Genomic DNA, 24839 nt, shown 5'->3' on the forward strand with positions numbered 1-24839 from the left:
ACCGGCCATGCGCCGATCCGTTACCACTGGCGCGCGCCGCGCGGCATTCGTGGTGGCCGTTGTCTTCGGGCTGACGGTCGCCATACCGGCCGACGTGGTGCGGCCAGGTGGTGAGTTTCCACTTACGTGGCTCACCTGGTTCGCGCAGCGTCCCGCCTGGTCGGCGACCGCGGCGTTCGTGGGCCTTCCCGTGCAGCACAGGGGGAAGCCGGTCACGGTCGACCCGCACGTGCCGGCTTCGGCGACCGATGCCGGCACGGGGGCAGGGCGGGCACCCCAGCCCGCGCCCGGCACCCTCGAGTCGTACCAGCCGCACCGAATCGCCACCACGCCCGAGGTGACGGATGTGGCTGAGCCGGGCTTCGACGCCCGGACCAGCACCCGGGACGCCCGGAAGTCGAGTGCGCGCTCGGACATCTTCGCGAACGCCGACGGCTCCTTCACCAAGCGCACCTACAACCGCCCGGTCAACTACCGCGCAGCGGACGGCAGTTGGCAGAAGATCAATTCGAACCTCGCCCGCCGCTCCGACGGCCGTCTGCACGTCACGGCGAACCGGCTCGGCGTGTCGGTCGCCGCCGGCACTCCGGGTGCGACCGGGCGCGCCACCAACTCGGCCGCGGACGGCGACCTCGCCCAGCTCACCCTCCCCAGCGGTGAGAGCGTCGGCTACCGGCTCGAGGGCGGCACCGTCAACGCGCCCGAGGTGACCGGGCCGACCGCTCGCTACCGGGACGTTCTTCCGCACACCGACCTGGAGCTGACCACCTTCGACGCCGGTATCAAGGAAACTCTGGTGCTGCGTTCGCCGGAGGCGGCGTCGACCTGGGTGTTCCCGCTGCGGCTCACCGGCCTGACCCCACGACTCACCGCCGCGGGCTCGGTGGAGCTACTCAACGCCGACGGCAAGGCCGTGGCCTGGTTCCCGCACGGCTCGATGCAGGACTCGAAGGTCGACCCCCGTTCCGGCGCCCCGGCCGAGTCCGACGCCGTCACGTTCGAGATCGTCACGTTCGACGGCGCGCCCGCGCTGAAGGTCGTGGCCGATCCGGCCTGGCTGCGTGACCCGGCCCGCCAGTATCCGGTGCGGGTGGACCCCACCGCGACCACCGGCACCACCGGTGACGTCTACGTTGACAGCGACAGCCTGACCACCAACCACAACGGCGACAACCTGCCCGTCGGCACGTACAACGGCGGTGACGTCAAGGCACGCTCGTTCATCCACTTCGACGAGTTCACCAGCGACGGCCTCGCCGGCAAGCGGTTCAGCGCGGCCAAGCTGCGCCTCTACCACACCTGGTCGTACAACTGCACCTCGCACAAGGCGTTCGACGTGCACCGGGTGACGCAGGCGTGGACGGTCGCCGGCCTGACAAGCGCCGCGCACCCCGGGCCGACCATCTCCCCCTCGATCGGCTCGCTGACCATCACCGACAACTACCCGGCCTGCACCAACGACCCGCCCAACCGGAGCACCGGCAAGTGGGTCACCGTGCCGCTCGCCGTCGACACGTTCAACGACTGGTCGACCGGTGGCATGAACGAGGGCCTCGCGCTGACCGCCTCGGAGACGGACTCGACGGCCTGGAAGCGGTTCACCGCCGCCAACTACTCGGACGGCAGCTACAAGCCGTATCTGGAGCTGACCTACACGAACAACGTCGCGCCGCAGGTCAACGTCCGCTACCCGACGAACAACGCGGTCGTGCAGACCCTCACCCCCGAGCTGCACTCTCGGGCGGTCGACCCGGACAACTGGCCGGCCAAGGGTTTCACCTACAACTACGTGGTCGCGGACGCCGGCACCGGCGCGGTGGTGGCCAACTCGGGCTGGGTCTCGACGGCGAGTTGGACCATCCCCGCGGGCAAGCTGACCTGGAACAAGAGCTACCTCTACACCGTCCAGGTCAACGACAAGGCGGGTTCCAGCGCGGTCTACCCGGCGTACGCGTTCACCACGTCGGTGCCACAGCCGTTGCTCACCGGGAGTCTGGCGCAGAACTCGGGGAAGGGCTACGACGCCGGCATCGGCAACTACACCACCTCGGCCACGGACGCCAGCGTCGCGACGGTCGGCCCGTCACTGGCGATCACCCGTAGCTACAACAGCCTGGATGCCCGGCGCAGCAACGCCTTCGGTGCCGGCTGGTCCAGCATGCTCGACACCAGGGCCACCCAGGTACGCGACGTGGCGGGCCAGGTGCAGTCGGTCCTCATCACGTACCCGACCGGTCAGGACGTGGCGCTCGGCCGCAACGCCGACGGCACGTTCACACCCGCTTCCGGCCGGTTCTCCGTCCTGAAGGAGAACAAGGACGTCAGCGGAGCCGTCACCGGTTACACGCTGACCGACAAGGACGCCTCTGTCTACGTCTTCGCCCAGTCGGCCGGTAGCGGAGTCTTCAAGATCACGAGCGTGACCGACGCCAACGGTCGGACGATGACGTTCACGTACGACGCCAGCTCGAACGCGACGAAGGTGACCTCCGCCTCCGGCCGGTCGCTCTACGTCACCTGGTCCACCCCGGCCGGTTCGGCGTACGTCCATCCGGCCACCGTGTACACCGACCCGGCCGTCCCCGGTGACTCGAGCACCTCGACGACCTGGCAGTACACCTACGGCACGAGCGACCAGCTGGCCAAGGTATGCCCTCCGACGAGCGCGACGGCCTGCACCACCTACCAGCACGACAGCACCTCGCAGTACGCCAACGCGACCCTGAACGCCGGGCCGTACTCGTACTGGCGGCTGACTGAGGCTGCCGGCGCCACCACGGCGGCGAGTTCGGTGCTGGGCAACGCAGGCGTGGACAACGCCCGCTACAACAACGTCGCGCTGGGCCAGGCGGCGGCGCTGCCCGGCTCCACCGCCACCGCTGCCGGCTTCAACGGCACCAGTTCCCACGTGCAGCTGCCGGGCAACCTGGTCAGCGACGGCCAGTACCAGTCGGTCAGCATGTGGTTCAAGACCACCACCCCGAACGGCGTGCTGTTCAGCTACCAGGCCGATGCGATCACCAAGGGCACCACGGCCGGCAACTACACCCCGTCGATCTACATCGGTAACGACGGCAAACTGCGTGGATCGTTCTGGAACGGGACCCCGTCGCCGATCAACACGAACGTGACGGTCACCGACGGCGCCTGGCACCACGTGGTGTTGGCCGGCGCCGGGGACACCCAGAAGCTCTACCTGGACGGGATCGACCGGGGCACCCTCGGCGGCACCATCGCCCAGATCCCCGGCGGCTCGGCGAACGTGCTGGTCGGTGCCGGGTTCGTCGGCGGTGGCTGGCCCAGCCACGTCAACAGCGGCGTGACGCCCGCGAGGGCCACCTACTTCACCGGCTCCATCGCCGAGGTGTCGTTCTTCAACCAGGCGGTCACCGGCACCACGGCGTCGGCGTTGCACAGCGCCGGTCGCACGGCCCACCCGGTGCTCAGCGCGGTGGTCCGTCCCTCGGGTGGGATCACCGCCCAGGTCGGCTACGACAAGACGACCGGCCGGGTGTCCACGGTCACCGACGAGAACGGCGGCGTGTGGACGATGGGCACGCCCACCGTCTCGGGCAGCAGTGACGTCTACGCGGCCTCGGTGCTCGGCGCGAAGCCGGCCGACTACTGGCGGCTCGGGGACGTCGAGGCGACGGACGCCGCCAACGAGGTGCAGGGCGGTGTCGCCACCTACAGCTCCGCCACGCTCGGTGTCGCCGGCCCGTTCAGCGACAGTCGGGCCGCGTCGTTCAACGGAACAACCTCCTACCTGCAACTTCCGCCCGAGGATGCCCCGGCCACCGGGCCCAACTCGGTCGAGATGTGGTTCAAGATGCCGGCCGGCAACACCGCCGGTGGTGTCCTCTACGGCTACCAGGCCAGCCCGATGTCGGACCCGGCGGTCGCCGGTATGTGGACCCCGGCGCTCTACGTCGGCACGGACGGCAAGCTGCGGGGCGGGTTCTGGACCGGCATCTCCACCCGGGTGATCACCAGCGCGGGCCTGGTCAACGACAACAAGTGGCACCACGTCGTGCTCTCCGCCGCCAGCAACACGCAGTCGCTCTATCTGGACGGCGCCGCCGTCGGCAAGCTCGACAACGCGTTGGTCGTCGCCGACAAGCAGAACGTCTACGTCGGCGCGGGCAAGTGGGCCGGCGGATGGCCGATGCACGGCACCCGTGACGTCGGCTACTTCAACGGGTCGATCGCCGAGGTGGCGTTCTACCGTTCGCAGCTCTCCGCCGACCAGGTCACCGCGCACTTCCAGGCGTCGAAGCAGACCGCACCGGTCGCGGTAACCATGGTCAACGGTGTCGCCAGCGCGATCCCGATGCCCGTCTCCACCGTCTCGGTCACCGGGCCGACCGGCGAGAAGGTCTCCTACAGCTACGACCTGGTCAACGGCAGCCGGATGGTCGCCCAGACCGATGGGCTGGGCAACACCACCAAGTTCGGGTACGACGTGGGCGGCTACGGCAACCTGACGTACGACCCGCGCGGGGTCTGGTCCCAGGAACTCCAGGATGCCCGGGGCAACACGAAGCAGGTCATCACCTGCCAGGACCAGTCGGCCAGCAAGTGCTCGTCGGTCTACTACACCTACTACGCCAACTCGGCCGAGCCTCTGAACTGGGCGGACGCCGCGTTGCCGATGATGTTCGAAGACTTCAGTGGTGACGGCGCTCCGGACGTGGTCTACCGGGCCGCCAACAACACCATCCAGATGGTGCAGGGCAACGGCGCGGGTGGCTGGCTGACCAGCCTGCCAACGCAGATCGGGACCAGCCTGGCTGCCGCGAACATGGCGGTGGCGGCCAAGGACTTCTCCGGCGACGGCAAGCCGGACCTGCTGTGGCGCAGCGCCTCCGACGGCAACCTCTACATGCTCAACGGCAACGGCGCGGGTGGCTGGGTGTCGAGCACCTCGGTCAAGATCGGCCCGAATGTCAGCGCCGCGGACCTGATGGTCTACTCCAAGGACTTCAGCGGTGACGGCAAACCCGACATCATCTACCGCAGTTCCGCCGACAAGAACCTGTACCTGCTGAAGGGCAACGGCTCGGGCGGCTGGTTGAGCACCACCGCGACCCTGATCGGCCCGAACGTGAGCGCCGCGAACCTGCTCGTCGCTCCGGGTGACTTCGACGGCGACGGCAAACCCGACGTGCTCTATCGCAGCAGCGCGGACAACAACCTCTACCTGCTGCGGGGCAACGGGTCCGGTGGTTGGTTGAGCACCACCGCCACCCGGGTCGGCACCGGCTGGGGCAGCGCCAAGGCGCTGCTGTCGGCCGGCGACTTCGACGGTGACAAGAAGCCCGACGTCGTCTACCACAAGACCACCGACAACGACATGTACCTGGTGTCGGGCAACGGGACCGGTGGGTGGGCGACCGGCAGCTCCATCAAGATCGGTGGCACGCCCGACCCGCGCAACGACGTCATCCTGACCATGCGCGACGGTCGATCGTCGTCGGCCACGGACAACCGCTACCTGACCAGCTACGGGTACGACGGCAAGGGCAACCAGACCAGCATCACCGACCCGCTGGGCCGGGTCACCCGGACCACCTTCACCGACGGCACCACCGTCGCGGCGAAGGATGGCGGGTTCGCCCCGGCCGGTCTGCCCTCGACCGTGACCACCGCCGGCGGGCAGACGCAGACCATCACCTACTACGCCAGCGGCGACGTCGCCGAGATGGTCGAACCGGGCGGCAAGGTCACCCGCTACACCTACGACGGGTTGGGCCGCCTGCTCACCGAGACCGATTTCACCGGCAGCTACCCCGCGGGGCTCACCACGAGCCACGAGTACGACCGGTTGGGCCGCGAGATCAACGAGACCGAGCCGGGGGTCACGAACCGGGTCACCGGCGCGATCCACACCGCCCGCACCACCACCGTGTACGACGACGACGGCAACGTCACCGAGGTCACGGTCAGCGACCTGACCGGCGGCGACGCGTCCCGTACCGAGAAGCACACCTACAACTCGTACGGGCAGGAGTCGACGACCACCAACGGCGTCAACCAGACCACCGCGTTCGAGTACGACCGGTACGGCCGGGTGGTCAAGGAGACCGGCCCGGACGGCGGGGTGACCAGCAGCACCTACGACGTCGAGGGCAACCTGCTCACCACGACGGAGAAGAACTTCACCGGCGACCCGAACAAGCCGTCGGCACCCCGTGACCTGGTGACCACCAGCCGGGCGTACGACCCGGCGGGCCGGCTCGCCAGCGAGACCGACGCGATGGGCTGGACCACCAGCTACACGTACACCGACAACGGTCTGGAAGCGAAGGTCAGCCGGACCGACGGCACCCGGACGTTCGTGGTGGAGGAGAACCTCTACGACGCTGCCGGCAACGTGGTCAGCGAGATCACCAACAACGGTCACACCGTCACCACCACGGAGTACGACGCAGCGGGCCGGTCGACGGCGGCGGTCGTCGACCCCACCGGGCTCAAGCGCCGCACCGCATTGACCTACGACGCCGACGACAATGTCATCTCCACCGTCTCCTCCGGGCCGGACGGCACCGTCACCAGCGTCTCCGACGCGCTCTACGACAGCGCCGGCCGGGCCATCGCCGAGACGGAGTACCCGTCGGCGGCGCTGACCCCGGTGGCGCGCTGGAAGCTCGACCAGACCAGCGGCACGAAGGCCGCCGACTCCGCCGGCAACAGCACGGCCAATGCGGTCGGCAACGTCGCCTGGTCCACCGACCGGGGCGGCTCGGCCGTCCTCGACGGCACCAGCGCGTACCTGAAGACCGGCCCGGTGGTGGACACCAAGCGCGCGTTCACGGTCACCGCCTGGGCCAAGCTCAAGTCCGGCGGCCCGACCACCGACCAGCTCGTCTTCGCGGCGCCCGGATCGAACGGCAACTCGGCTCTGAAGTTGTATTACGCGCCGGCCCAGAGCCGCTGGTTCTTCGCCATGGCGGTGACCAAGGCGGACGGGACCGTCACCTGGCTCGGCGGCGGCGGTCCGACCGGTTCCGCAGTCACCGACGCGTGGACGCACCTGTCGCTCGTCATGGACCCGACCGCCAGGACGGGCAAGCTGTACGCCGATGGCAGCCTGCAGACCACGGTGACCACCACCGAAGCCTTCAACAACACCGCGACCGGTTTCACCATCGGCGGCGCGGACGGTTTCGGCTGGTTCCCCGGCGGCATCGACGACGTGCAGGTCTACCAGAAGGCTCTGACCGACGCGGAGGTTTCGCAGGTCAGAGCGGGGACCGCCCCGGCGGCGGACGCGCACGTCATCCGTACCTCGCAGGTCCTGGACTCCGACGACCTGCCCACCTCGGTCACCGACCCGAACGGCAACACCACCCACTACGGGTACGACGAGGAGGGCCGGGCGGTGAAGACCACCGCCCCGGCGGCGATGACCGAGCAGCCCGGTCAGGTTCCGGCCCTGGCCAACGCGGTGAGCCTGGTCGGGTTCAACACCTTCGACGAGCCGACCGACACCCGGGACGCGAACGGCAACTGGTCGGTGGTGGAGTACGACGCGGTGGGCCGGGTGGTGTCGGACAAGGCGCCGGCGTACACCCCGCCCGGGTCGGCGACGCCGATCGTGCCGGAGACCCGGCACAGCTACGACGAGAGCGGTCAGCTGGAGGCGGTCACCGACCCGCTGGGCAAGGTGACCCGCTACGAGTACGACCAGCTCGGCCGGGTGTCGAAGGAGATCGCGCCGAACGACGGCGCCACCACCTACACCTACGACGACGCGGGCAACGTGCTGTCGTCCACCGACCCGACCGGGGCGGTGAGCGCCGCGACCTACGACTACCTGGGTCGCACGGTCACCTCGACGGAGGTGGTGCGGCAGGAGGGCAAGAGCCACACCACCAACTACACGTACAACGCCCAGGGTTGGCCGTCGCAGGTCACCACGGCCGCCGGGGTGAACAGCTCGACGACGTACAACGTGCTCGGTGATCCGCTGACGGTCACCGACGGCGCCAACAACGTGAGCCGCTACGAGTACGACGCCGAGGGTCGGACCACCAAGACGATCCGCCCGGACGGCTCGTACGCCACGGTCACCTACGACATGGCGGACCGGCCCACCCGCACCGCCGAGTACAGCCCGACCGGGACGTTGCTGTCGGAGCAGTCGGCCCGCTACGACCGGGCCGGCAACATGGTGGCCAGCACCGACGCCCGTAAGACGACGGTGACCTACGAGTACGACGCGACCGGCGTGGTCACCAAAGAGACGCAGCCGATCTCCGCGTCGGACTCCATCGTCACCACGTTCGGCTACGACCTGGAGGGCAACCGCACGCGGTTCACCGACGGCCGGGGCAACGCCTTCCACACCAGGTACAACTCGTGGGGCCTGCCGGAGGCGATGATCGAACCGGCAACCGCCGCGCACCCGGACCCGGCGGACCGGACCTTCACCCTGGAGTACGACAAGTCCGGTCGCCCGGCGAAGCAGACCATGCCGGGCGGGGTGTCGGTCAGCAACGAGTACGACGATCTGGGGCAACTGGTCCGGCAGTCGGGCTCGGGGGCCGAGGTCGCCACGGAGGACCGGACCTTCGGCTACGACGTCGCCGGCCGGATGACCTCACTGTCCGGCTCGGGCGGCACGAACACCATCACGTACGACGACCGAGGCCTGCCGCGGTCGGTGACCGGCCCGTCGGGGAACTCGGCGTTCGGGTACGACCCCGACGGCCGGCTGGCCTCCCGGCAGGACGCGGCCGGCACGACCTCCTACACCTACGACGGCGCGGGCCGGCTCTCGTCGCTGGCCAACCCGACGGCCGGCGTGCAGATGGCCTACACGTACAACACGCTCTCCCAGGTCAAGAAGATCACGTACGGGTCGAACGGGAACACCCGCGACTTCACCTTCGATCCGCTGCGTCGGCTCACCGGCGACGAGTTGAAGTCGTCCGCCGGGGCGTCGCTCGCGAAGATCACCTACGGCTGGGACGCGAACAGCAACATCATCTCGAAGTCGACGACCGGGTTCGCCGGCTCGGCGGCGAACACCTACACCTACGACCTGGCCGACCGGCTGACGTCCTGGAACAACGGCGCCGCCACCACTGTGTACGCGTACGACAAGTCCGGTAACCGGGTGCAGAACGGTTCCAAGCTGTTCACCTACGACCAGCGGAACCGGCTGCTCACCGCCGACGGGGCGAGCTACACCTACACGGCCCGGGGCACCCTGGACAACGCCGGCGGCAACATCACCCGCACCGACGCCTTCGGGCAGGTGGTGTCGCAGCAGTCGACGGGCGGTACGCAGACCTACACGTACGACGGTCTGGGCCGCGCGATTCGGCCCGGCCACGCGTACACCGGTCTGGGGAACGACCTAGCGGCCGACTCCAGCGCGACCTACGTGCGGGGGCCGTCCGGCGAGGTGGTCGGCGCCAACGGCGGCGGCAACCAGCGGATGGTCTGGACGGATCTGCACTCGGACGTGGTTGGGCAGTTCACCCCGGCCGGGACGGCGTTGGCTGGCTCGGTGACGTATGACCCGCTGGGCAAGGCGCTCAACACCAGCGGGCTGCTCGGTCAGCTCGGCTACCAGTCGGAGTGGACCGACGCGTTGACCAGTCGGGTCAACATGCTGGCCCGCTGGTACAACACGGACACCGGGCAGTTCGACACTCGGGACACGGCGAGCAACAGCCCGCTGCCGGACTCGATCAACGCCAACCGGTACCAGTACGGCGACGCGAACCCGATGACGGTCACCGACCCGAGCGGACACTTCGGCTTGGGCAGCCTGAAGAAGTCCTTCTCCCGCGCGGTCAGCTCGGTCACCTCAAGCGTCCGCTCGTACGCGTCGTCGGCCTATTCGTACGCCTCGTCGTACGCGTCGTCGGCCTACTCGTACGCGTCGTCGGCCTACAGTGCCGCGAAGTCGACGGTGAAGAAGACCGCCTCGCGGGCCAAGGCGGCGGTGAAGAAGAAGTACCACCAGGCCAAGAAGAAGTACAACCAGGTCAAGAAGCAGGTCAAGAAGAAGTACAACCAGGCCAAACGGGCGGTCAAGAAGAAGTACAACCAGGTCAAGAAACGCGTCGCCAAGAAGGTGGCGGCGGTCAAGAAACGCGCCAAACAGGCCGCGGCGAAACTGAAGCAGGCCGGTAAGAAGATCGCCGCCAAGGCACAGCGGGTGGTCAAGAAGGCCACGACTGCCGTGCGGGATGCCGCGAACGCGACGACCAAGTGGGTCAAGGAGCACAAGGACGTCCTGTTGGAGGTCGCCGCGATCGGCGGCGCGATCCTGGCAGGTATCGCCTGCACGGCGGTGACCGCCGGTGTCGGTGCGATCGCCTGCATGGCCGGTGCCGGGGCGCTGATCAGCCTGGCCAAGGACGCCGCGCAGGGCGACATCCACAGCATCGGTGACGCGCTGGGCTCCCTGGGCACCGGTGCGGTGACCGGGCTGATCGGTGGTGCGGGCGGGGCCATCGCGGCGCGGGTCGGTGCTGCGGTGGCGAAGAAGGTCGGTACCGGTCTGGTGGGCCGGTTGGCGACCGAGGCCGCCGAGAACGGTGTTGAGGACGCGGTCGGGCAGTTGGCCACGTCGGGCACCTACAACCCGCGGGCTGCCGCGGAGAACATGGTGCCAGGGCTCGGTGGGTTGAGCCGCAAGGGCGGCGGAGGCGCACGCTCCGGTGGGGCTTCTTCGAGTGGCTCCGGTGGTGGTAGCGGGTTCAATCCGCTCGGCCTCGCGGTCGGTGGCGGTGGTGGCGGCTGTAAGGGCAGTCGGCACAGCTTCGATCCGAAAACCCGGGTCCTCATGGCGGACGGCACGAGCCGGCCGATCGAGGACGTCAACGTCGGCGACAAGGTCATGGCGACCGACCCGGTGGCTGGTAAGTCCGAGCCGAAGCAGGTCACCCAACTGCACCGGAACATCGACAAGGACCTGACCGACCTGACCGTCCGCGACCAGGACGGCAACGTGACGAAGGTCGAGACGACCTGGCACCACCCGTTCTGGAACGCCTCGAAGCGCAAGTGGGACGACGCCAAGGACCTGAAGCCGGGCACCAAGCTGCTGGTCAAGGGCAAGGGCGCGGTCACCGTCGTCGCAGTGCTCAACAAGCTCGGCGTCGAGGAAATGCGCGACCTCACCGTCGCCGACATCCACACCTACTATGTGATCCCCGGTGATGAACCGGTGCTCGTCCACAACAACAACCCTGCCCGCTTCATCTGTGACAGTGACGGCGTAACTACTGATAGTGAGTATGCGGTTCCTACTGAGAGGTATAACCGCAAGAAGCACTACGGTGGAGCGCAGACCAACGGTCCTGCAGGTCGCGCAGCTCGAGCGGCTGGCGAGGGGCAGCCTTGCCCGGTTTGTAGGAAGACGATGGTCACCGGCACGGAGACCGCACCGATCCCGGAGCACGAGCCGGCCCTCCTTTTGCACTACTACGTGCACGGGGGCAAGGATTCGTCCAATGCGGAACGCAGACGGGAGGCCAGGGAGGGTATCAATGGTGCGGCGTGCAGGACATGCCAGAACGAGCAGGGTGCGGAGATGGCCACGATTTCGAGGAATATCGCGAAGGCATTTGGGTTGACATGACGACTACCAGTGATCAGGTTCATCGGCAGCTTCTCGAACATATCGGCGGCAGTTGGCCCGACCGAGAGCAGGTGGATCTGGAGTGGGAGATGGGGCCAATCAAAGAGCGCCTTCCTTCGTTCCAAGTTAGGCGCCTTTCGCCCCCTGGCCCGGGCTTTGGATATGTCTACCTTTCAGTTGGTGCATTCGAAGCTCCCAGCGCGCCTCCTTACGAGTTCTTCCTGATGGCGCCAGCGGAATCGTGGTCCCATGTAGAAACGCTCGCAATGGTGGCTCATTTCCATTCCTTTCCTGAACATTCTTTGCGCCCAGGCTCCTTAGTGGATCTCGGAAAACCGTGGACTGAAGGCTCCAAGTTCCATCATCTTCTGGTGTCTTGGCCCCACCCTTTCGATCCTCGGGTGGCAACGTGTGACACAGCTCGCGGTGAAGTGATGTTCTTGTGGCTGGTCGCGATTTCCGAACAGGAGGCGCAGTTTTCTCGTACCTACGGGGTGGAATTGCTTGAGGATCGCCTTGAGGCTTCCGGGGTGAATCTGTTAGATCCGTTCCGGGGCTCGGTCATCTGATCCTCTGGGATGCTATGGACTTCGGTTGGGACTTGGCGGCCGAATCGCGGCCGCAGCCGAGTCATCGGCGTAAGGAAGATGCTCGTTCACCGCGAGAGCAGAGCCACCCGTGACTTCGACTGTGGGCTGGCTAAGTTCGAGGCCAGCCCACCGACCCCATGCACCTGTTGCTCCTGATGAAGGATCTCCGCCGCGCGCTCAGCGGTTGACCCTCCAGATCAGCAGGGGCGGCGGATCGGTCCGCAGGAACCGGCCGGCAGTGGGCGACAATCCATGGCATGCGTTTCCGCATCCTGGGGCCGACCCAGGTGGTGCTGGCCGACGGGCGAGAGGTCCCCGTGGGCGGTCCGCGGCTGCGCGCGCTACTGGCGCTCCTGCTGCTCGACGCGGGTCGGGTGGTCTCCACCGAGCGACTGATCGACGGCCTGTACGGCGATCATCCACCCCGAGGTGCGGCCAACGCGCTGCAGTCCCAGGTGTCGCGGCTGCGGCAGGCCCTGCCGGCCGGGCACGACCCGGTCGAGTTTCACCCGGCCGGTTATCGCCTCGCCGTGGATCCCGACGATGTCGACGCGTACCGGTTCGAGCGGCTCGCCGAGGCGGGTCGCCGCGCGCTCGTCGACGGTGACTGGCCCCGGGCGGCGGCCGTGTTGCGCGAGGCGCTGGAGCTGTGGCGTGGTCCCGCCCTGGCCGATGCCATCGGTGCAGGCGGCGCGCCCGCGCAGGCGGCCCGGCTGGACGAACTGCGGTTGGCCGCCATCGAGGATCGGGTTGAGGCGGACCTGGCGTTGGGCGCACACGGCGCGCTGATCGCGGAGCTGCGGGAACTGGTCGTCACGCATCCGCTGCGGGAGCGCTCGCGGGGCCAGCTCATGCGCGCCCTGGCCGCCTTGGGTCGGCCGGCGGAGGCGCTGGCCGAGTTCGAGGACGCCCGGCGCACGCTGGCCGACCAGCTCGGCGTCGACCCGTCGGCGGAGCTGGCCGCGATTCATCTCGCGGTGCTGCGTGGCGAGGAACGCGGGTCGGCCGAACCCGCGCTGCCGGGCCAGCTCACCACGTTCGTCGGGCGGGAGGATGAGCTAAAACGCGTCGGCGAGCTGCTCGGCGAGCGGCGGCTGGTCACCCTCACCGGCCCCGGGGGCGCGGGCAAGACGCGCCTGGCGATCGAGGCCGCGGGCCGGGTCGACGGGGAGGTCCGTTTCGTCGAGCTGGCGGGGCTGGCCGACGGTTCGGACGTCCCGCAGGCGGTGCTGAGCGCGCTCGGCCTGCGCGACGCCGGCCTGCGCGCCCCGGCCGAGCCAGGCCGACAGACCACCGATCGGCTGGTCGAGGCGCTCGCCGAGCGGCGACTGCTGCTGGTGCTCGACAACTGCGAGCACGTCATCGCCGACGCGGCCCGGCTTGCCGCCCGGTTGTTGAGCGGGTGCCCGGCATTGCGCGTCCTGGCCACCAGCCGCGAGCCGCTCGGGCTGGCCGGTGAGGCGTTGTGCCCGCTGTCCGGGCTCACCCTGCCACCGCTCGGCGCATCGGCGCTGGACACCGACGACTACGCGGCGGTCAGCCTTTTCGCCCAGCGGGCGGCCGACGTCGTACCCGATTTCACCGTCACCCCGGCCAACGTCGAGCTGGTCCTGCGGATCTGCCGCACGCTCGACGGCCTGCCGTTGGCCATCGAGTTGGCCGCCGCGCGACTGCGAGCGTTGCCCGTCGCCGAGGTGGCCGCCCAACTGGACGATCGGTTCCGGATGCTGTCCATGAGCAGCCGTGCTGCGGCGCCCCGGCACCGCACCCTCCGGGCGGTGGTCGAATGGAGCTGGGACCTGCTCGACGACGCCGAACGGCGACTGGCCCGACGGCTGACCGTCTTCGCCGGTGGGGCCACGCTGGAGGCGGCCGGGCGGGTCTGCGGCCTGCCCGGCGCCGAGTTCGTCGACGCGCTCACCGGTCTGGTCGACAAGTCCTTCGTGGAGATGACCGGCGGCCGGTACCGGATGCTCGAAACGGTGCGGGCCTTCTGCGCCGAGCGTCTCGCCGAGGCCGGCGAGGCCGACCAAATGCGTCGCGCGCACACCGCGTACTTCCTGGAGTTCGCCTGGACCGCCAGCGACCACCTCCGGTGCGCGGAGCAGCTGCACTGGCTGCGACGGCTCGACGCGGAGCGGGACAACCTGCACGCGGCGCTGCGCCGTGCCACCGCCGCCGGTGACGCGTCCGACGCGGCGGGGCTGGTCGCGGCCCTGTCGTTCTACTGGTGGCTGCGCGGCATGCGTGGGGAAGGGGCGCGGCTGGCGGCCGACGTCCTCGAACTGCTCGGCGCCGAAGCACCGCCGGGAATGAGCGAGGAGTTCGCCCTCTGCGTCTACAACGCGTCGCTCGCCGGTTCCGGTCACCTGCCGTCTCTCGGGACGCAGCACGCCGTGATCCGCAGCCTCGACCGGCCGCCGCGACAACCCTTCTTGCTGTACCTGTCGGGGATCTCGACCGGACCGCCATCCGGCGGAGTCGAGCACGTCGACGAGCTGACACGGGAGCTGCAGTGGCTGGTCGGCCGGGACCCGTGGATCAACGCGCTTGTCGCGATGGGAAGGGGCTCGACGTTGATGTGGTGTGGTGAGCAGGACCGGGCCAGGGCCGCGCTGACCACCGCGCTCGACGGCTTCCGAAAAACCGGGGACCGGTGGGGTTCCATGATCACGCTTGGTGCGCTCGGCGAGCTGGCGGCGTGGCAGGGCGATCCGGAGACGGCGGGCGCCCACATGGACGAGGCCATGGGCCTGGTCGAGGCGCTCGGGTCGGCCGTCGACCAGGCCGACATGCTGCGTACCCGGGGTGAGATAAGGCTGCGCGCCGGTGACCTCGCGGCGGCGCACGACGACTTCGCCGGTGCGCTGCTCCTCGCGCAGCGCAGCGGCGCGCCCGAGTTCGTGGCCAGCGCCCGGCTCGGCCTCGCCCAGGTGGCGCGCCTGCGCGGTGACCTGGCCGCGGCGCGGCGGTTCTGCGAGGAGGCGTTGATCGGCGGGCTCACCGGCTGGTATGTCGGCGAGGCCGCCCGTGCGGAGATCCTTCTCGCTCTGCAGGAGATTACCGAGGCGGAGAAGGCCGGTGCGCCGCCGTCAGTGGACGGTGCGTGATCCGTCAGCGCCCGACCGCACCGTGGGGGCATGACGACATTCGAAGTGGTCGCCGAGGGCCTGGGCAAGCGGTACGGCCCGACCCGGGCGCTCGACGCGTTCGATCTGACCGTGCCGGCCGGCACGGTCCACGGACTGCTGGGGCCGAACGGCGCGGGCAAGACGACGGCCGTACGAATCCTCACCACGCTGCTGCGCTTCGACACGGGACGGGCCACCGTGGCCGGGTACGACGTGCTGCGGCAGCCCGACGAGGTGCGGGCCCGGATCGGGCTGACCGGGCAGTACGCCGCGGTCGACGAGATCCTCAGCGGCCGGCAGAACCTGGAGCTGTTCGGCCGGTTGTTCCGGCTCGGCCGACGGGAGGCCCGTCGACGCGCCGGCGAACTGCTGGAACGGTTCGGGCTCGAGGAGGCGGCGAGCCGGTCCGCCGGTGAGTACTCGGGTGGGATGCGCCGCCGGCTGGACCTCGCCGCCAGCCTGATCCGTACGCCGCGGGTGCTCTTCCTGGACGAGCCGACGACCGGCCTGGACCCGCGCAGTCGCAACCAGGTGTGGGACCTGGTCCGCGGTCTGGTCGCGGACGGGACCACGGTGTTGCTCACCACCCAGTACCTGGAGGAGGCCGACCAGCTCGCCGACCGGATCTCGGTGATCGACGTCGGCCGGGTGGTGGCCGAGGGCTCACCGGACGAGCTGAAGTCGATGACCGGTGGTGACCGGATCGAGGTGGTGGTGCGCGAGGCCGCCGAGGTGACCCGGGCCGCCCGCATCATCGCGCCGATCTGCGGCGCGGAGCCCGAGCTCGACCCGGAGGTTCGGCGGCTCAGCGTGCCGGTGGTCGACCGCGTCACGGCGTTGGTCGACGTGGTACGTGCCCTGGACGACGCCGGGATCGCGGTCGAGGACGTCGGCCTGCGGCGCGCGACGCTGGACGAGGCGTTTCTGCACCTGACCGGGCGCCGTCCGGACGAGACCCGCGAACCCGTCGGGGCCGGCCGAAAGGCGGACGCGGCATGACGGCAGCGATCACGGACAGTTGGACGATGACCAGGCGGAACATGACCCACGTGATCCGCGCGCCGGAGGAGTTGATCCTCTACTTCTCGCTGCCGATCATGTTCGTGCTGGTCTTCGGGTACGTCTTCGGCAGCGGCATGCAGGTGTCCGGTGGTGGCAACTACCGGGAGTTCCTGCTGCCCGGGGTCTTCGTGATGACGATGCTGTACGGGCTGGGGGCCACCGCGACCGGCTTGGCGCTGGACCTCAGTCGGGGGGTGGTCGACCGGTTCCGGTCGATGCCGATGGCACGGTCCGCGCTGATGACCGGTCGCAGCGCCGCCGACCTGTTGCGCGCCCTGCTGGAGATGTCCACCCTGCTGGTGTGTGGCCTGCTCGTCGGGTGGCAGTGGCGCCTCGGTGTGGGCAGAGCGCTGCTTGCCGTTGGGCTCCTCCTGCTGCTGCGAATCGCGATCACCTGGGTCGGGATCTACCTGGCGTTGCTGGTCCGCAACCCGGACACGGTCGGTGTGATCGTCTTTCCGGCGGCGTTCCCCTTCACCGCGATCTCCAATGTCTTCGTGTCGCCCGAGCTGATGCCGTCGGTCATCGGGACGATCTCGGAGTGGAACCCGCTGTCGGCCACCGTCGCGGCGATCCGTGAACTGTTCGGCAACCCGGGCCTGGGTGGCGACTCCTGGCCGGCGGAGCACGCGGTGCTGTTGGCGGTGCTCTGGCCGGTGTTGCTGATCGCGACGTTTGCTCCGCTGGCCGTGCGCCGCTACCGACGGCTCAGCCGCTGAATCCTCGCGCGCCGGTGGCCCCTCCGGGTCACCGGCGCGAGCGGCGGAGCGCGTACCAGGCGGCACCGGCCGCGAGCACACCGAACCCCGCCAGCACGCTGGTCACGGGCAGATTGACCGCGAGTAGCAGACACCCGGCCAGCCCCAAGCCGGCGAGCACCTGCACCGGCAGCCGACGACCAGACTCCCGGCCCAGCGTGAGCGCCGCCGCGTTGGTGATCGCGTAATAGACGAGCACGGTGCAGCTGGAGAAGCCGATAGCGTCGCGTACGTCGCCCAGCAGCACCACCACGATCACCACGGCGGCGACCGCCAGTTCGGCCCGGCGCGGCACCTGGTGCACGGGGTGCACGGCGGCCAGCGCGCCGGGCAGGTCACGGCGACGGGCCATCGCGAGGGTGGTCCGGCCGACCCCGGCGACCAGGGAGAGCAGCACCCCGACGACCGCGATGGTGGCACCGGTGCGGACCACCCACGCGAGGCCGGGCAGCCCGGCGGCGGTCACCACGTCGACCAGGGGCGCGGCGGAACCGGCCAGCCGGTCGGCGCCGAGCACGCCGAGCGCGACCACGGCCAGCACCAGGTAGATCGCGAGCACCACCCCGAGCGCCAGCGGCACCGCGCGCGGAATGGTCCGCTGCGGGTCGCGGACCTCCTCGCCGAGCGTGGCGATCCGGGCGTACCCGGCGAAGGCGAAGAAGAGCAGCCCAGCGGCGGTGAGCACGCCCCGCGCCGAGCCGCCGGGTTCGCCGAGCCGGCCCAGGTGCACCGGCCCGCCCAGCACACCGACGACCGTGACGAGGGCCAGCACCGCGAGCACCAGTGCGACGAGGGCCCTGGTCACGGTGGCGGTCTTGCCGATGCCGCGCAGGTTGACCCCGGTCACCGCGAGCACCGCGCCGACGGCGACCAGCCGCGCCTGGCCCGGCCAGAGGTACGCCCCGATGGTCAACGCCATCGCCGCGCAACTCGCCGTTTTACCGACCACGAAGCCCCAGCCGGCCAGGAACCCGGCGAACGGCCCGAGCCGTTCCCGGCCGTACACGTAGGTGCCGCCGGACTCCGGATAGCGGGCCGCCAGCCGCGCCGAGCTGGTCGCGTTGCAGAAGGCGATGAAGCCGGCCAGCACCAGCGCCGGCAGCAAGCCAGCTCCGCCGGCCGCCGCCACGGCCGGGCCGAAGACCACGAAGACGCCCGCGCCGAGCATCGAGCCCAACCCGATGACAACCGCATCGGGTACGCCGAGCCGCCGCGCCAGTTGATTCACGAGGCGAAACCCTAGGGGTACGAGGTGAACGGCCGGTCCCATTCGCGTAACCGGCCGGGGAGTGGCACGTCGTCCCAGGGCACCCGGTGCAGCACCCGGTCCAGGAGCAGGCCCAGCAGCAGCCCAGCCGCCGAGTCGGTCAGCCAGTGCCAGCCGAGGTAGGTGGTGGTGGTGAGGACGACCAGCGGCGGCACGATGCGGATCACGGTGACGAGCCGGGCCGGTAGGTGCCGGCCGAAGCTGCGGGCCAGCGGGGCGAGCAGCAGTGCGATGACGCCGTACCAGACGATGGCGTTGGCGACGTGCCCCGACGGGTAGGACTGGGCGAATCGGACCGGCAGGTCGTCGTGGAACAACGGCAGGGTCTGCTCGGCTGGCAGGAAGGGTTCCTTGATGCTGGCGCTCGGTGCCGCCCGGGCGGTCCAGACCTTGAGCGGACCGATCGTCAGGTAGGTCAGCACGAAGCCGACCACCGGCGGCAGGATCGGCCGCACCGACCGCAGCCGGACGGCCAGCAGCACACCCAACCCAGCGGCGATCAGAGTCAGTGGGGTGCCCTGGCCGAGCAGGTTGAACACCCGGGCCACCCAGTAGGCGAGCGTGGGTCGGTGCCCGTCGGCCCAGTCGGCGACGGCCCGGTCCACCCCGAAGAGGTGGTCGGCGGCGAGCGCCGCCGTCAACCCGACCAGAGAGACCAGGAGGAGCGCGTCGAACCACCAGCCGGCCGGGCGGACAGGCCGTAGCCGCAGGTCACGTCGTACCGCCGTGGGTTTGAGCACGCGACCACGCTACCGGTCCGGCGCGAGGACCGGATGTTTGGTGCTGTGGGCCCAACCACGATGTGAGGCGGATGCGGGGGGCGACCAGTCATGCTTGTGCCCGTGCGGATCACGTCTGCCCTCGTGGACCCGGCGCTGCTCGACCTGCCCTGGTCGACACCGCTGGAGGAGTGGCCTGCCCAACACCTGGTGGCGCTGCCGCAGGGCATCTCCCGACACATCGTCCGGTTTGTCCGGCTGGGCGAGTACGTGTACGCGTTCAAGGAGACCCGCGAGCGGATCGCCGAGCGGGAGTACGACCTGCTCCGGGCCCTGGAGCGGATCGGTTTTCCGTCGGTCGAGGCGGTGGCGGTCGTCGCCGACCGGCAGACCGAGGACGGGGAGCCGCTCGAATCGGTGCTGATCACCCGGCACCTGCAGTTCTCGCTGCCGTACCGGGCGCTGTTCTCGCACACCCTCCGGCCGGAGACGATGAGCCGGCTGCTCGACGCGCTCGCCGCCCTGATCGTGCGGATGCACCTGACCGGCTTCTTCTGGGGCGACTGCTCGCTGTCGAACACCCTGTTCCGGCGGGACGCGGGCGCGTTCGCCGCCTACCTGGTGGACGCCGAGACGGGCGCGCTGCACACCTCGCTCTCCAACGGTCAGCGCGGCGAGGATCTGGAGATCGCCCGGGTGAACATCTTCGGTGAGGCGCTGGACCTGCAGGCCGCCGGCCTGCTGCACGAGTCCATCGACCCGGAGGTGGTCTGCGAGGAGGTCGTGCAGCGCTACGAGCGGCTCTGGCACGAGATCACCTATGAGCAGGCGATCGAGCGGGAGGCCCGGCACGACATCGAGGGCCGGATCCGCCGGCTCAACGAACTGGGCTTCGACGTCGCCGAGGTGGCCATGTCATCCATCGACGACGGGCGGTTCCTGGTCCGACCAAAGGTCGTCGACGCCGGCTACCACACCCGGCGGTTGCTGCGGCTGACCGGGCTGGACGCCGAGGAGAACCAGGCGCGCAAGCTGCTCAACGACCTGGACGCCTACCGCGCGGAGAGCGACCTGATCGACGAACAGCAGGCCGCGCACCGCTGGCTCACCGAGGTCTTCGAGCCGGTGGTCCGGGCCGTTCCCGCGCACCTGCGCCGCAAGTTGGAGCCGCAGGAGCTGTTCGCCCAGATCATCGAGCACAAGTGGCTGCTCTCCGAGCGGGCCGGCCGGGACGTGGGGATGCGCCACGCGGTCCAGTCGTACCTGACCGACGTCCTGGTGCACCGCCCCGACGAGCAGGCCGTCCTCGGCGTGGAAGTCGCCACCCTGAGCTGAGCCTCAGCCTGGAGCTGATGTCGTAGACGAGTCAACTCCAAAGGGTTCCTAACGCCCTGTCGAGCTGCCCCGAATGTGGGGCGGGCTGGTGTGCGGTGCACCGACACCGAGCGCCTACACCCGGCCCGCCGCCCGCCCGGCTGCTCGCCCGCCCGCCGGCTGCTCGTCCGCCCCGAATCTGGGGCAGCTCGACAGGCAGCGCAACAGGCCCAAGAGACCAACAGGCCCAACAGACCAACAGGCCCAACAGGCGCGGCCGGTCGGGGGCACGCCCGCGACCGGCCGCCTGCGCGCGAAGGCTCCGGCGTCACTCCACCCAGGAGCCCTCACGCAGCACTCGCACCACGTTGAGGTCGTCGTCGAGCACTACCAGGTCGGCGCGGAGACCCACCTGCAGGGAACCGACCCGGTCGCCCAGGCCGATGGCCCGCGCGGGGGTGGTGGCGACCATCCGTGCGGCGTCGACGATCGGGATGCCGGCGTTCACGGCGTGCCGCAGCGCGGCGTCCATGGTCAGCGTGCTGCCGGCGATCGCGCCGTCACGGGCCAGCCGCGCCACCCCGTCAGCGACGGTGACGGCCTGGCCGCCCAGTTCGTACTCGCCGTCGGGCATTCCGGCGGCGGCCATCGCATCGGTGATCAGCGCGGCGCGGTCCGGCCCGGCGGTGGCGGTGGCGAAGGTCAGCATGCCGTCGTGCAGGTGCACCCCGTCGCCGATTAGCTCGCAGATCACGGTGGGCGCGTCGAGTAGCGCCACCACCGGGCCCGGCTCGCGGTGGTGCACCGGCCGCATCCCGTTGAACAGGTGGGTGCCGACACTGGCGCCGGCGGCGACCGCCGCGCGGGTCTGCTCGTACGTGGCGTCGGTGTGGCCAACCGCCGCCACCACCCGCTGCGCGGTGAGCAGCTTGATCGCCTCCAGTGCGCCGTCGCGCTCCGGAGCGAGGGTGACCATCCGGATCGCGCCCCGACCCAGCTCGATCAGCTCGGTCAGCTCGTCGGTCGACGGGTCGCGCAGGTACTCGGGATTCTGTGCGCCGCAGCGGGCGGCCGACAGGTACGGGCCTTCGAAGTGGACCCCTGCCAACACGCCCTCGTCGACCAGCGGCGCGAACGCCTCGGTGGCCGCCCGCATCAGCGAGTAGGGCGCGCTGACCAGGCTGGCCAGCAGGGTGGTGGTGCCGTGCGCCAGGTGGAAGTCCGCCGCCGCGCGAGCCTCTTCGGCCTCCCCGGTGGTGAAGGTGTGCCCGCCGCCGCCGTGCGTGTGCATGTCGACGAAGCCGGGCAGGATCCAGTGCCCGTCGCGCACCGACGGGTACTCGGCCACCGCTGTGATCCGATCGCCGTCCCACTCGACGCAGCCCTGTCGGACGACGCCGGTCGGGGTCACCACTCGGCCGTTCACCCGTACGGTCATCGCTTCTCCTGATGGTTAAGGACGCGCACGGCGTCCAGGGCGAGCAGTGCGGCACCGAGGCAACCGGCCTCGTCGCCGAGGGCTGCCGCGACCAGCTGCGGCTCCCGGTGGAAGGTCATTCGCTCGTGCAACGCCGCCCGCAGCGGGGTCAGCAACCCGTCCCCGGCCTGGGCCAGGCCGCCGCCGAGCACGATCGTCGCCACGTCGAACAGGGCCTGCCCGCTGGCGAGGCCATCGGCGAGCGCCTCGATCGCCTCCTGCCAGACCTGGCTGGCGAGCGGTTCGCCGGCGGCGGCCCGCTCGGCCACCTCGGCCGCCGTCACCGGCGCGTCGGCAGTCTCACCGGCCAGCTCGGCGTAGCGGCGACCGATCGCGGCTGCCGACGCGATCGCCTCCAGACAGCCGGGTCGGCCGCAGCCGCAGCGCGGGCCGTTCGGCCGGACCAGGATGTGGCCGATTTCCCCGGCGGCGCCGTGGGCGCCCACGGCCGCCGTGCCGTCGACGACGTGCGCGGCCGCGATGCCGGTGCCGATCGCCACGAACAGCACGTGCCCGGTGCCGCGTCCGGCGCCGAGCCGGGCCTCGGCGAGGCCACCGACGCGCACGTCGTGGCCGATCGCCGTCGGCAGGCCGAGCCGCGTCACCGCCAGGTCCCGCAGGGGTACGTCCCGGAAGCCCACGTTCGCCGACCAGACCGCGACTCCGCGCGCCTCGTCCACCACCCCGGGCACGGCGATGCCGACGGCGATCGGGGTGAGCCCGTCGGCGCGGCCCTTGTCGGCCAGCCCACCGGCCACGTCCAGGATGGTGTCGACCACGGCGGCCGGGCCACGCGCGGCGTCGGTGGGGTGCCGCTCGGTGCGGATCGCGACGCCGTCCGGTCGGACCAGGGCGCACTTCATGCCGGTGCCGCCGACGTCCAGCGCGACGACCACGCGGTCCATGCCCACGGCGTCGCGGTCGCTCACGCCAACACCACGGACCGGGTCAGGTGTCGGGGCGCGTCCGGGTCGAGGCCCCGACTGGTCGCCAGCGCGACCGCGAAGCGTTGGGCCAGGATCAGGTCGGCCATCGGGTCGACCGGGGTACGACCGGCGGACCAGCTGCCCAGCACCGTGCGCCAACCGTGCGTGCGGCTGTGCACGAAGGCCGCGCCGGTGGCGGCGACATCCTCGGGCAGCCCGTCGGGCAGCTCACCGAACGCCCAGACCAGCCGGCCCGGCGCGGCGACCGAGATGGGCCCGTGCCGGTAGTCCATCGCCGGGTACGCCTCGGCCCAGAAGGTGGCCGCCTCACGGCACTTCAGCGCCGCCTCCTGGGCCAGCCCGACCGTCCACCCCCGACCAAGGAAAGTGGCCTGTTCGATGGTGGCCGGGTCGATCGGCAGCGGGGAACGTACCGCCACCTCGGCGTCGGCGGCGAGCGCGCTGACCGGGTCGCCCAGGTGGGCCCGGAGCAGGGCCAACGCGGTGGTCGCGAAGCGGGTCTGCACCACCGACCGCTCGTCGGCGAAGGGCATGGCGACTGTTGCCTCGGCCAGCTCGACCGCCGGGGATGCGGGGTCACCGACGATGACGGTGGTGGGTGTCCGGCCGCGCAGCGCGGCGAGCAGGTCCAGCACCTCCGTGGTGGTGCCGGAACGGGTGATCGCGATCAACCGGTCGTAGCGGCGGCCGGCCGGGAACTCGGACGCCTGGAACGCGTCGGTCTCGCCCAGGCCGGCCTGCTCGCGGCGGGCCGCGTACGCCATCGCCATGAACCACGACGTGCCGCAACCGACGACGGCGACCCGCTCACCGGGGCGCGGCAGGTGACCGCGCACGACGTTCGCCAGTGCGGCCGCCTCCCGCCAGCAGTCGGGTTGGCTCGCGATCTCCGCGTCCACGTACGCCATGGGAACTCCTCGCAAGGGCCGACCGGTGCGCAATACGGCTCGTTAGACCCGCATTTCGCGCGTTATTCTGCGCGAACGCGGGTGACCATGGCAACCGGCCAGCCGATCGCGCAGGTCAGTCTTTTGCGCCAGCCTAGTTTCGCGCACTAGTGTGCACGCAATCAATCACCGTCCGTGCAGTTGCTGGGAGGGCCCCCGCGGTGGACCGGTACGCCAGATGGAACGCCCTGCTCGAAATGCTGACGGACAACGGCCGGGTCAGCGTCGAGGCGGCAGCCGAGCGGCTGGACGTCTCCCAGGCCACCATCCGACGTGACTTCGACCAGCTCGCGCAACAGCAGATGATCACGAGGACTCGGGGCGGCGCGGTCGCCAACGGCGTGTCGTACGACCTGCCGTTGCGCTACAAGACGGCCAAGCACTCGGCCGAGAAGCAGCGGATCGGGGCGGCCGCTGCGGCGCTGGTCACGCCGGGCACGGTGGTCGGCCTGAACGGCGGCACCACCAGCACCGAGGTGGCGAGGGCGCTCGCCGTCCGACCGGATCTGAACACCAGCGCCGAAGGCGCCCAGCTCACCGTGGTGACCAACGCGCTGAACATTGCCAACGAGCTGCTGGTCCGCTCCCGGATGAAGGTCGTGGTGGCCGGCGGCGTGGTGCGTCCGAAGTCGTTCGAGCTGGTCGGTCCGCTGGGTGGGGCGCTGCTGCGCGAGGTCACCCTGGACGTCGCCCTGCTCGGTGTGGACGCCATCGATCCGCAGCTCGGGGCCGCCGCCCATCACGAGGGAGAGGCGGCGATGAACAACCTGATGGTGGCCCGCGCCAAGCGCGTGGTGATCATCGCGGACTCGTCCAAGCTGGGCGGTCACGCCTTCGCCCGGATCTGCCCGGTCGAACGGGTGGAGACGCTGGTGACCGACTCCGGCGCCGCCCCGGAGGTGGTGGACGCGTTCCGCGCTGCCGGCGTACAGGTCGTCTGCGCCTGACCGGTCACGCTCCGTCAATGAAGTAGCCCGATCGGCGCGTCGATGCATACCGCGTATTGCGCACTGCTGCATACCGCG

Annotated in this window: 12 protein-coding genes; 7 read left to right on the plus strand and 5 right to left on the minus strand. The window is 70.1% G+C overall.

All coding sequences use genetic code 11. The features are described from left to right. Nucleotides 1-7 precede the first annotated feature (7 nt). The 5 genes from ACIBF8_RS24245 to ACIBF8_RS24265 all read left to right on the plus strand — a co-directional run bounded on the left by ACIBF8_RS24245 (nucleotide 8) and on the right by ACIBF8_RS24265 (nucleotide 17104). Nucleotides 8-11602, plus strand: coding sequence for a LamG-like jellyroll fold domain-containing protein (locus ACIBF8_RS24245; protein WP_396785837.1), 11595 nt, complete (start codon nucleotides 8-10; stop codon nucleotides 11600-11602). Beyond that, complete coding sequence (locus ACIBF8_RS24250; protein WP_396785839.1) at nucleotides 11599-12171, plus strand: suppressor of fused domain protein; 573 nt, start codon at nucleotides 11599-11601, stop codon at nucleotides 12169-12171. The genes ACIBF8_RS24245 and ACIBF8_RS24250 overlap by 4 nt, the downstream gene beginning before the upstream one ends. A gap of 278 nt (nucleotides 12172-12449) precedes the next feature. After that, the gene (locus ACIBF8_RS24255) at nucleotides 12450-15302 is read left to right on the plus strand and encodes a BTAD domain-containing putative transcriptional regulator (RefSeq protein WP_396785841.1); all 2853 of its coding nucleotides are present in this window, start codon (nucleotides 12450-12452) and stop codon (nucleotides 15300-15302) included. A gap of 30 nt (nucleotides 15303-15332) precedes the next feature. Continuing rightward, nucleotides 15333-16322, plus strand: coding sequence for an ATP-binding cassette domain-containing protein (locus tag ACIBF8_RS24260; protein WP_396785842.1), 990 nt, complete (start codon nucleotides 15333-15335; stop codon nucleotides 16320-16322). Nucleotides 16323-16348: 26 nt separating this feature from the next. Then, a complete protein-coding gene (locus ACIBF8_RS24265; protein ID WP_396785844.1) occupies nucleotides 16349-17104 on the plus strand; it encodes an ABC transporter permease in 756 nt (251 codons plus the stop codon). 28 nt (nucleotides 17105-17132) lie between these two features. On the opposite strand, the gene ACIBF8_RS24270 is transcribed toward ACIBF8_RS24265, so the two are convergent. Then, complete coding sequence (locus tag ACIBF8_RS24270) at nucleotides 17133-18371, minus strand: APC family permease (RefSeq protein WP_396785846.1); 1239 nt, start codon at nucleotides 18369-18371, stop codon at nucleotides 17133-17135. Nucleotides 18372-18382: 11 nt separating this feature from the next. Next, nucleotides 18383-19120, minus strand: coding sequence for a phosphatase PAP2 family protein (locus ACIBF8_RS24275; protein ID WP_396786026.1), 738 nt, complete (start codon nucleotides 19118-19120; stop codon nucleotides 18383-18385). A gap of 132 nt (nucleotides 19121-19252) precedes the next feature. On the opposite strand from ACIBF8_RS24275, the gene ACIBF8_RS24280 reads away from it, so the two are divergent. Continuing rightward, nucleotides 19253-20464, plus strand: a complete 1212-nt coding sequence (locus ACIBF8_RS24280; RefSeq protein ID WP_396785847.1) for a DUF4032 domain-containing protein — start codon at nucleotides 19253-19255, stop codon at nucleotides 20462-20464. Between the two features lie 307 nt (nucleotides 20465-20771). Here the strand turns inward: ACIBF8_RS24280 and nagA are convergent, their stop codons facing one another. The 3 genes from nagA to ACIBF8_RS24295 are packed head-to-tail and all read right to left on the minus strand — an operon-like array spanning nucleotide 20772 to nucleotide 23775. Beyond that, nucleotides 20772-21881 (minus strand): N-acetylglucosamine-6-phosphate deacetylase, encoded by a 1110-nt coding sequence (gene nagA, locus ACIBF8_RS24285; protein WP_396785848.1) that lies wholly within the window; start codon nucleotides 21879-21881, stop codon nucleotides 20772-20774. Beyond that, nucleotides 21878-22825 (minus strand): ROK family protein, encoded by a 948-nt coding sequence (locus ACIBF8_RS24290; RefSeq protein ID WP_396786028.1) that lies wholly within the window; start codon nucleotides 22823-22825, stop codon nucleotides 21878-21880. Before ACIBF8_RS24290 ends, nagA begins: the two co-directional genes overlap by 4 nt. A gap of 20 nt (nucleotides 22826-22845) precedes the next feature. Next, on the minus strand, nucleotides 22846-23775 hold the full coding sequence (locus ACIBF8_RS24295) for an SIS domain-containing protein (RefSeq protein ID WP_396785850.1): 930 nt from the start codon (nucleotides 23773-23775) through the stop codon (nucleotides 22846-22848). A gap of 200 nt (nucleotides 23776-23975) precedes the next feature. Between ACIBF8_RS24295 and ACIBF8_RS24300 the strand changes: the two genes are divergently transcribed. Then, the gene (locus ACIBF8_RS24300) at nucleotides 23976-24761 is read left to right on the plus strand and encodes a DeoR/GlpR family DNA-binding transcription regulator (protein ID WP_053654382.1); all 786 of its coding nucleotides are present in this window, start codon (nucleotides 23976-23978) and stop codon (nucleotides 24759-24761) included. Nucleotides 24762-24839 lie beyond the last annotated feature (78 nt).

This window comes from Micromonospora sp. NPDC050276, from assembly GCF_044459545.1.
Classification (GTDB): domain Bacteria; phylum Actinomycetota; class Actinomycetes; order Mycobacteriales; family Micromonosporaceae; genus Micromonospora.

Coding starts and splice junctions, on each gene's coding strand:
- ACIBF8_RS24260 (WP_396785842.1), top strand. CDS start 15,333: ATGACGACATTCGAAGTGGTCGCCGAGGGCCTGGGCAAGCGGTACGGC.
- ACIBF8_RS24295 (WP_396785850.1), bottom strand. CDS start 23,775: ATGGCGTACGTGGACGCGGAGATCGCGAGCCAACCCGACTGCTGGCGG.
- ACIBF8_RS24255 (WP_396785841.1), top strand. CDS start 12,450: ATGCGTTTCCGCATCCTGGGGCCGACCCAGGTGGTGCTGGCCGACGGG.
- ACIBF8_RS24250 (WP_396785839.1), top strand. CDS start 11,599: ATGACGACTACCAGTGATCAGGTTCATCGGCAGCTTCTCGAACATATC.
- ACIBF8_RS24265 (WP_396785844.1), top strand. CDS start 16,349: ATGACCAGGCGGAACATGACCCACGTGATCCGCGCGCCGGAGGAGTTG.
- nagA (WP_396785848.1), bottom strand. CDS start 21,881: ATGACCGTACGGGTGAACGGCCGAGTGGTGACCCCGACCGGCGTCGTC.
- ACIBF8_RS24290 (WP_396786028.1), bottom strand. CDS start 22,825: ATGGACCGCGTGGTCGTCGCGCTGGACGTCGGCGGCACCGGCATGAAG.
- ACIBF8_RS24245 (WP_396785837.1), top strand. CDS start 8: ATGCGCCGATCCGTTACCACTGGCGCGCGCCGCGCGGCATTCGTGGTG.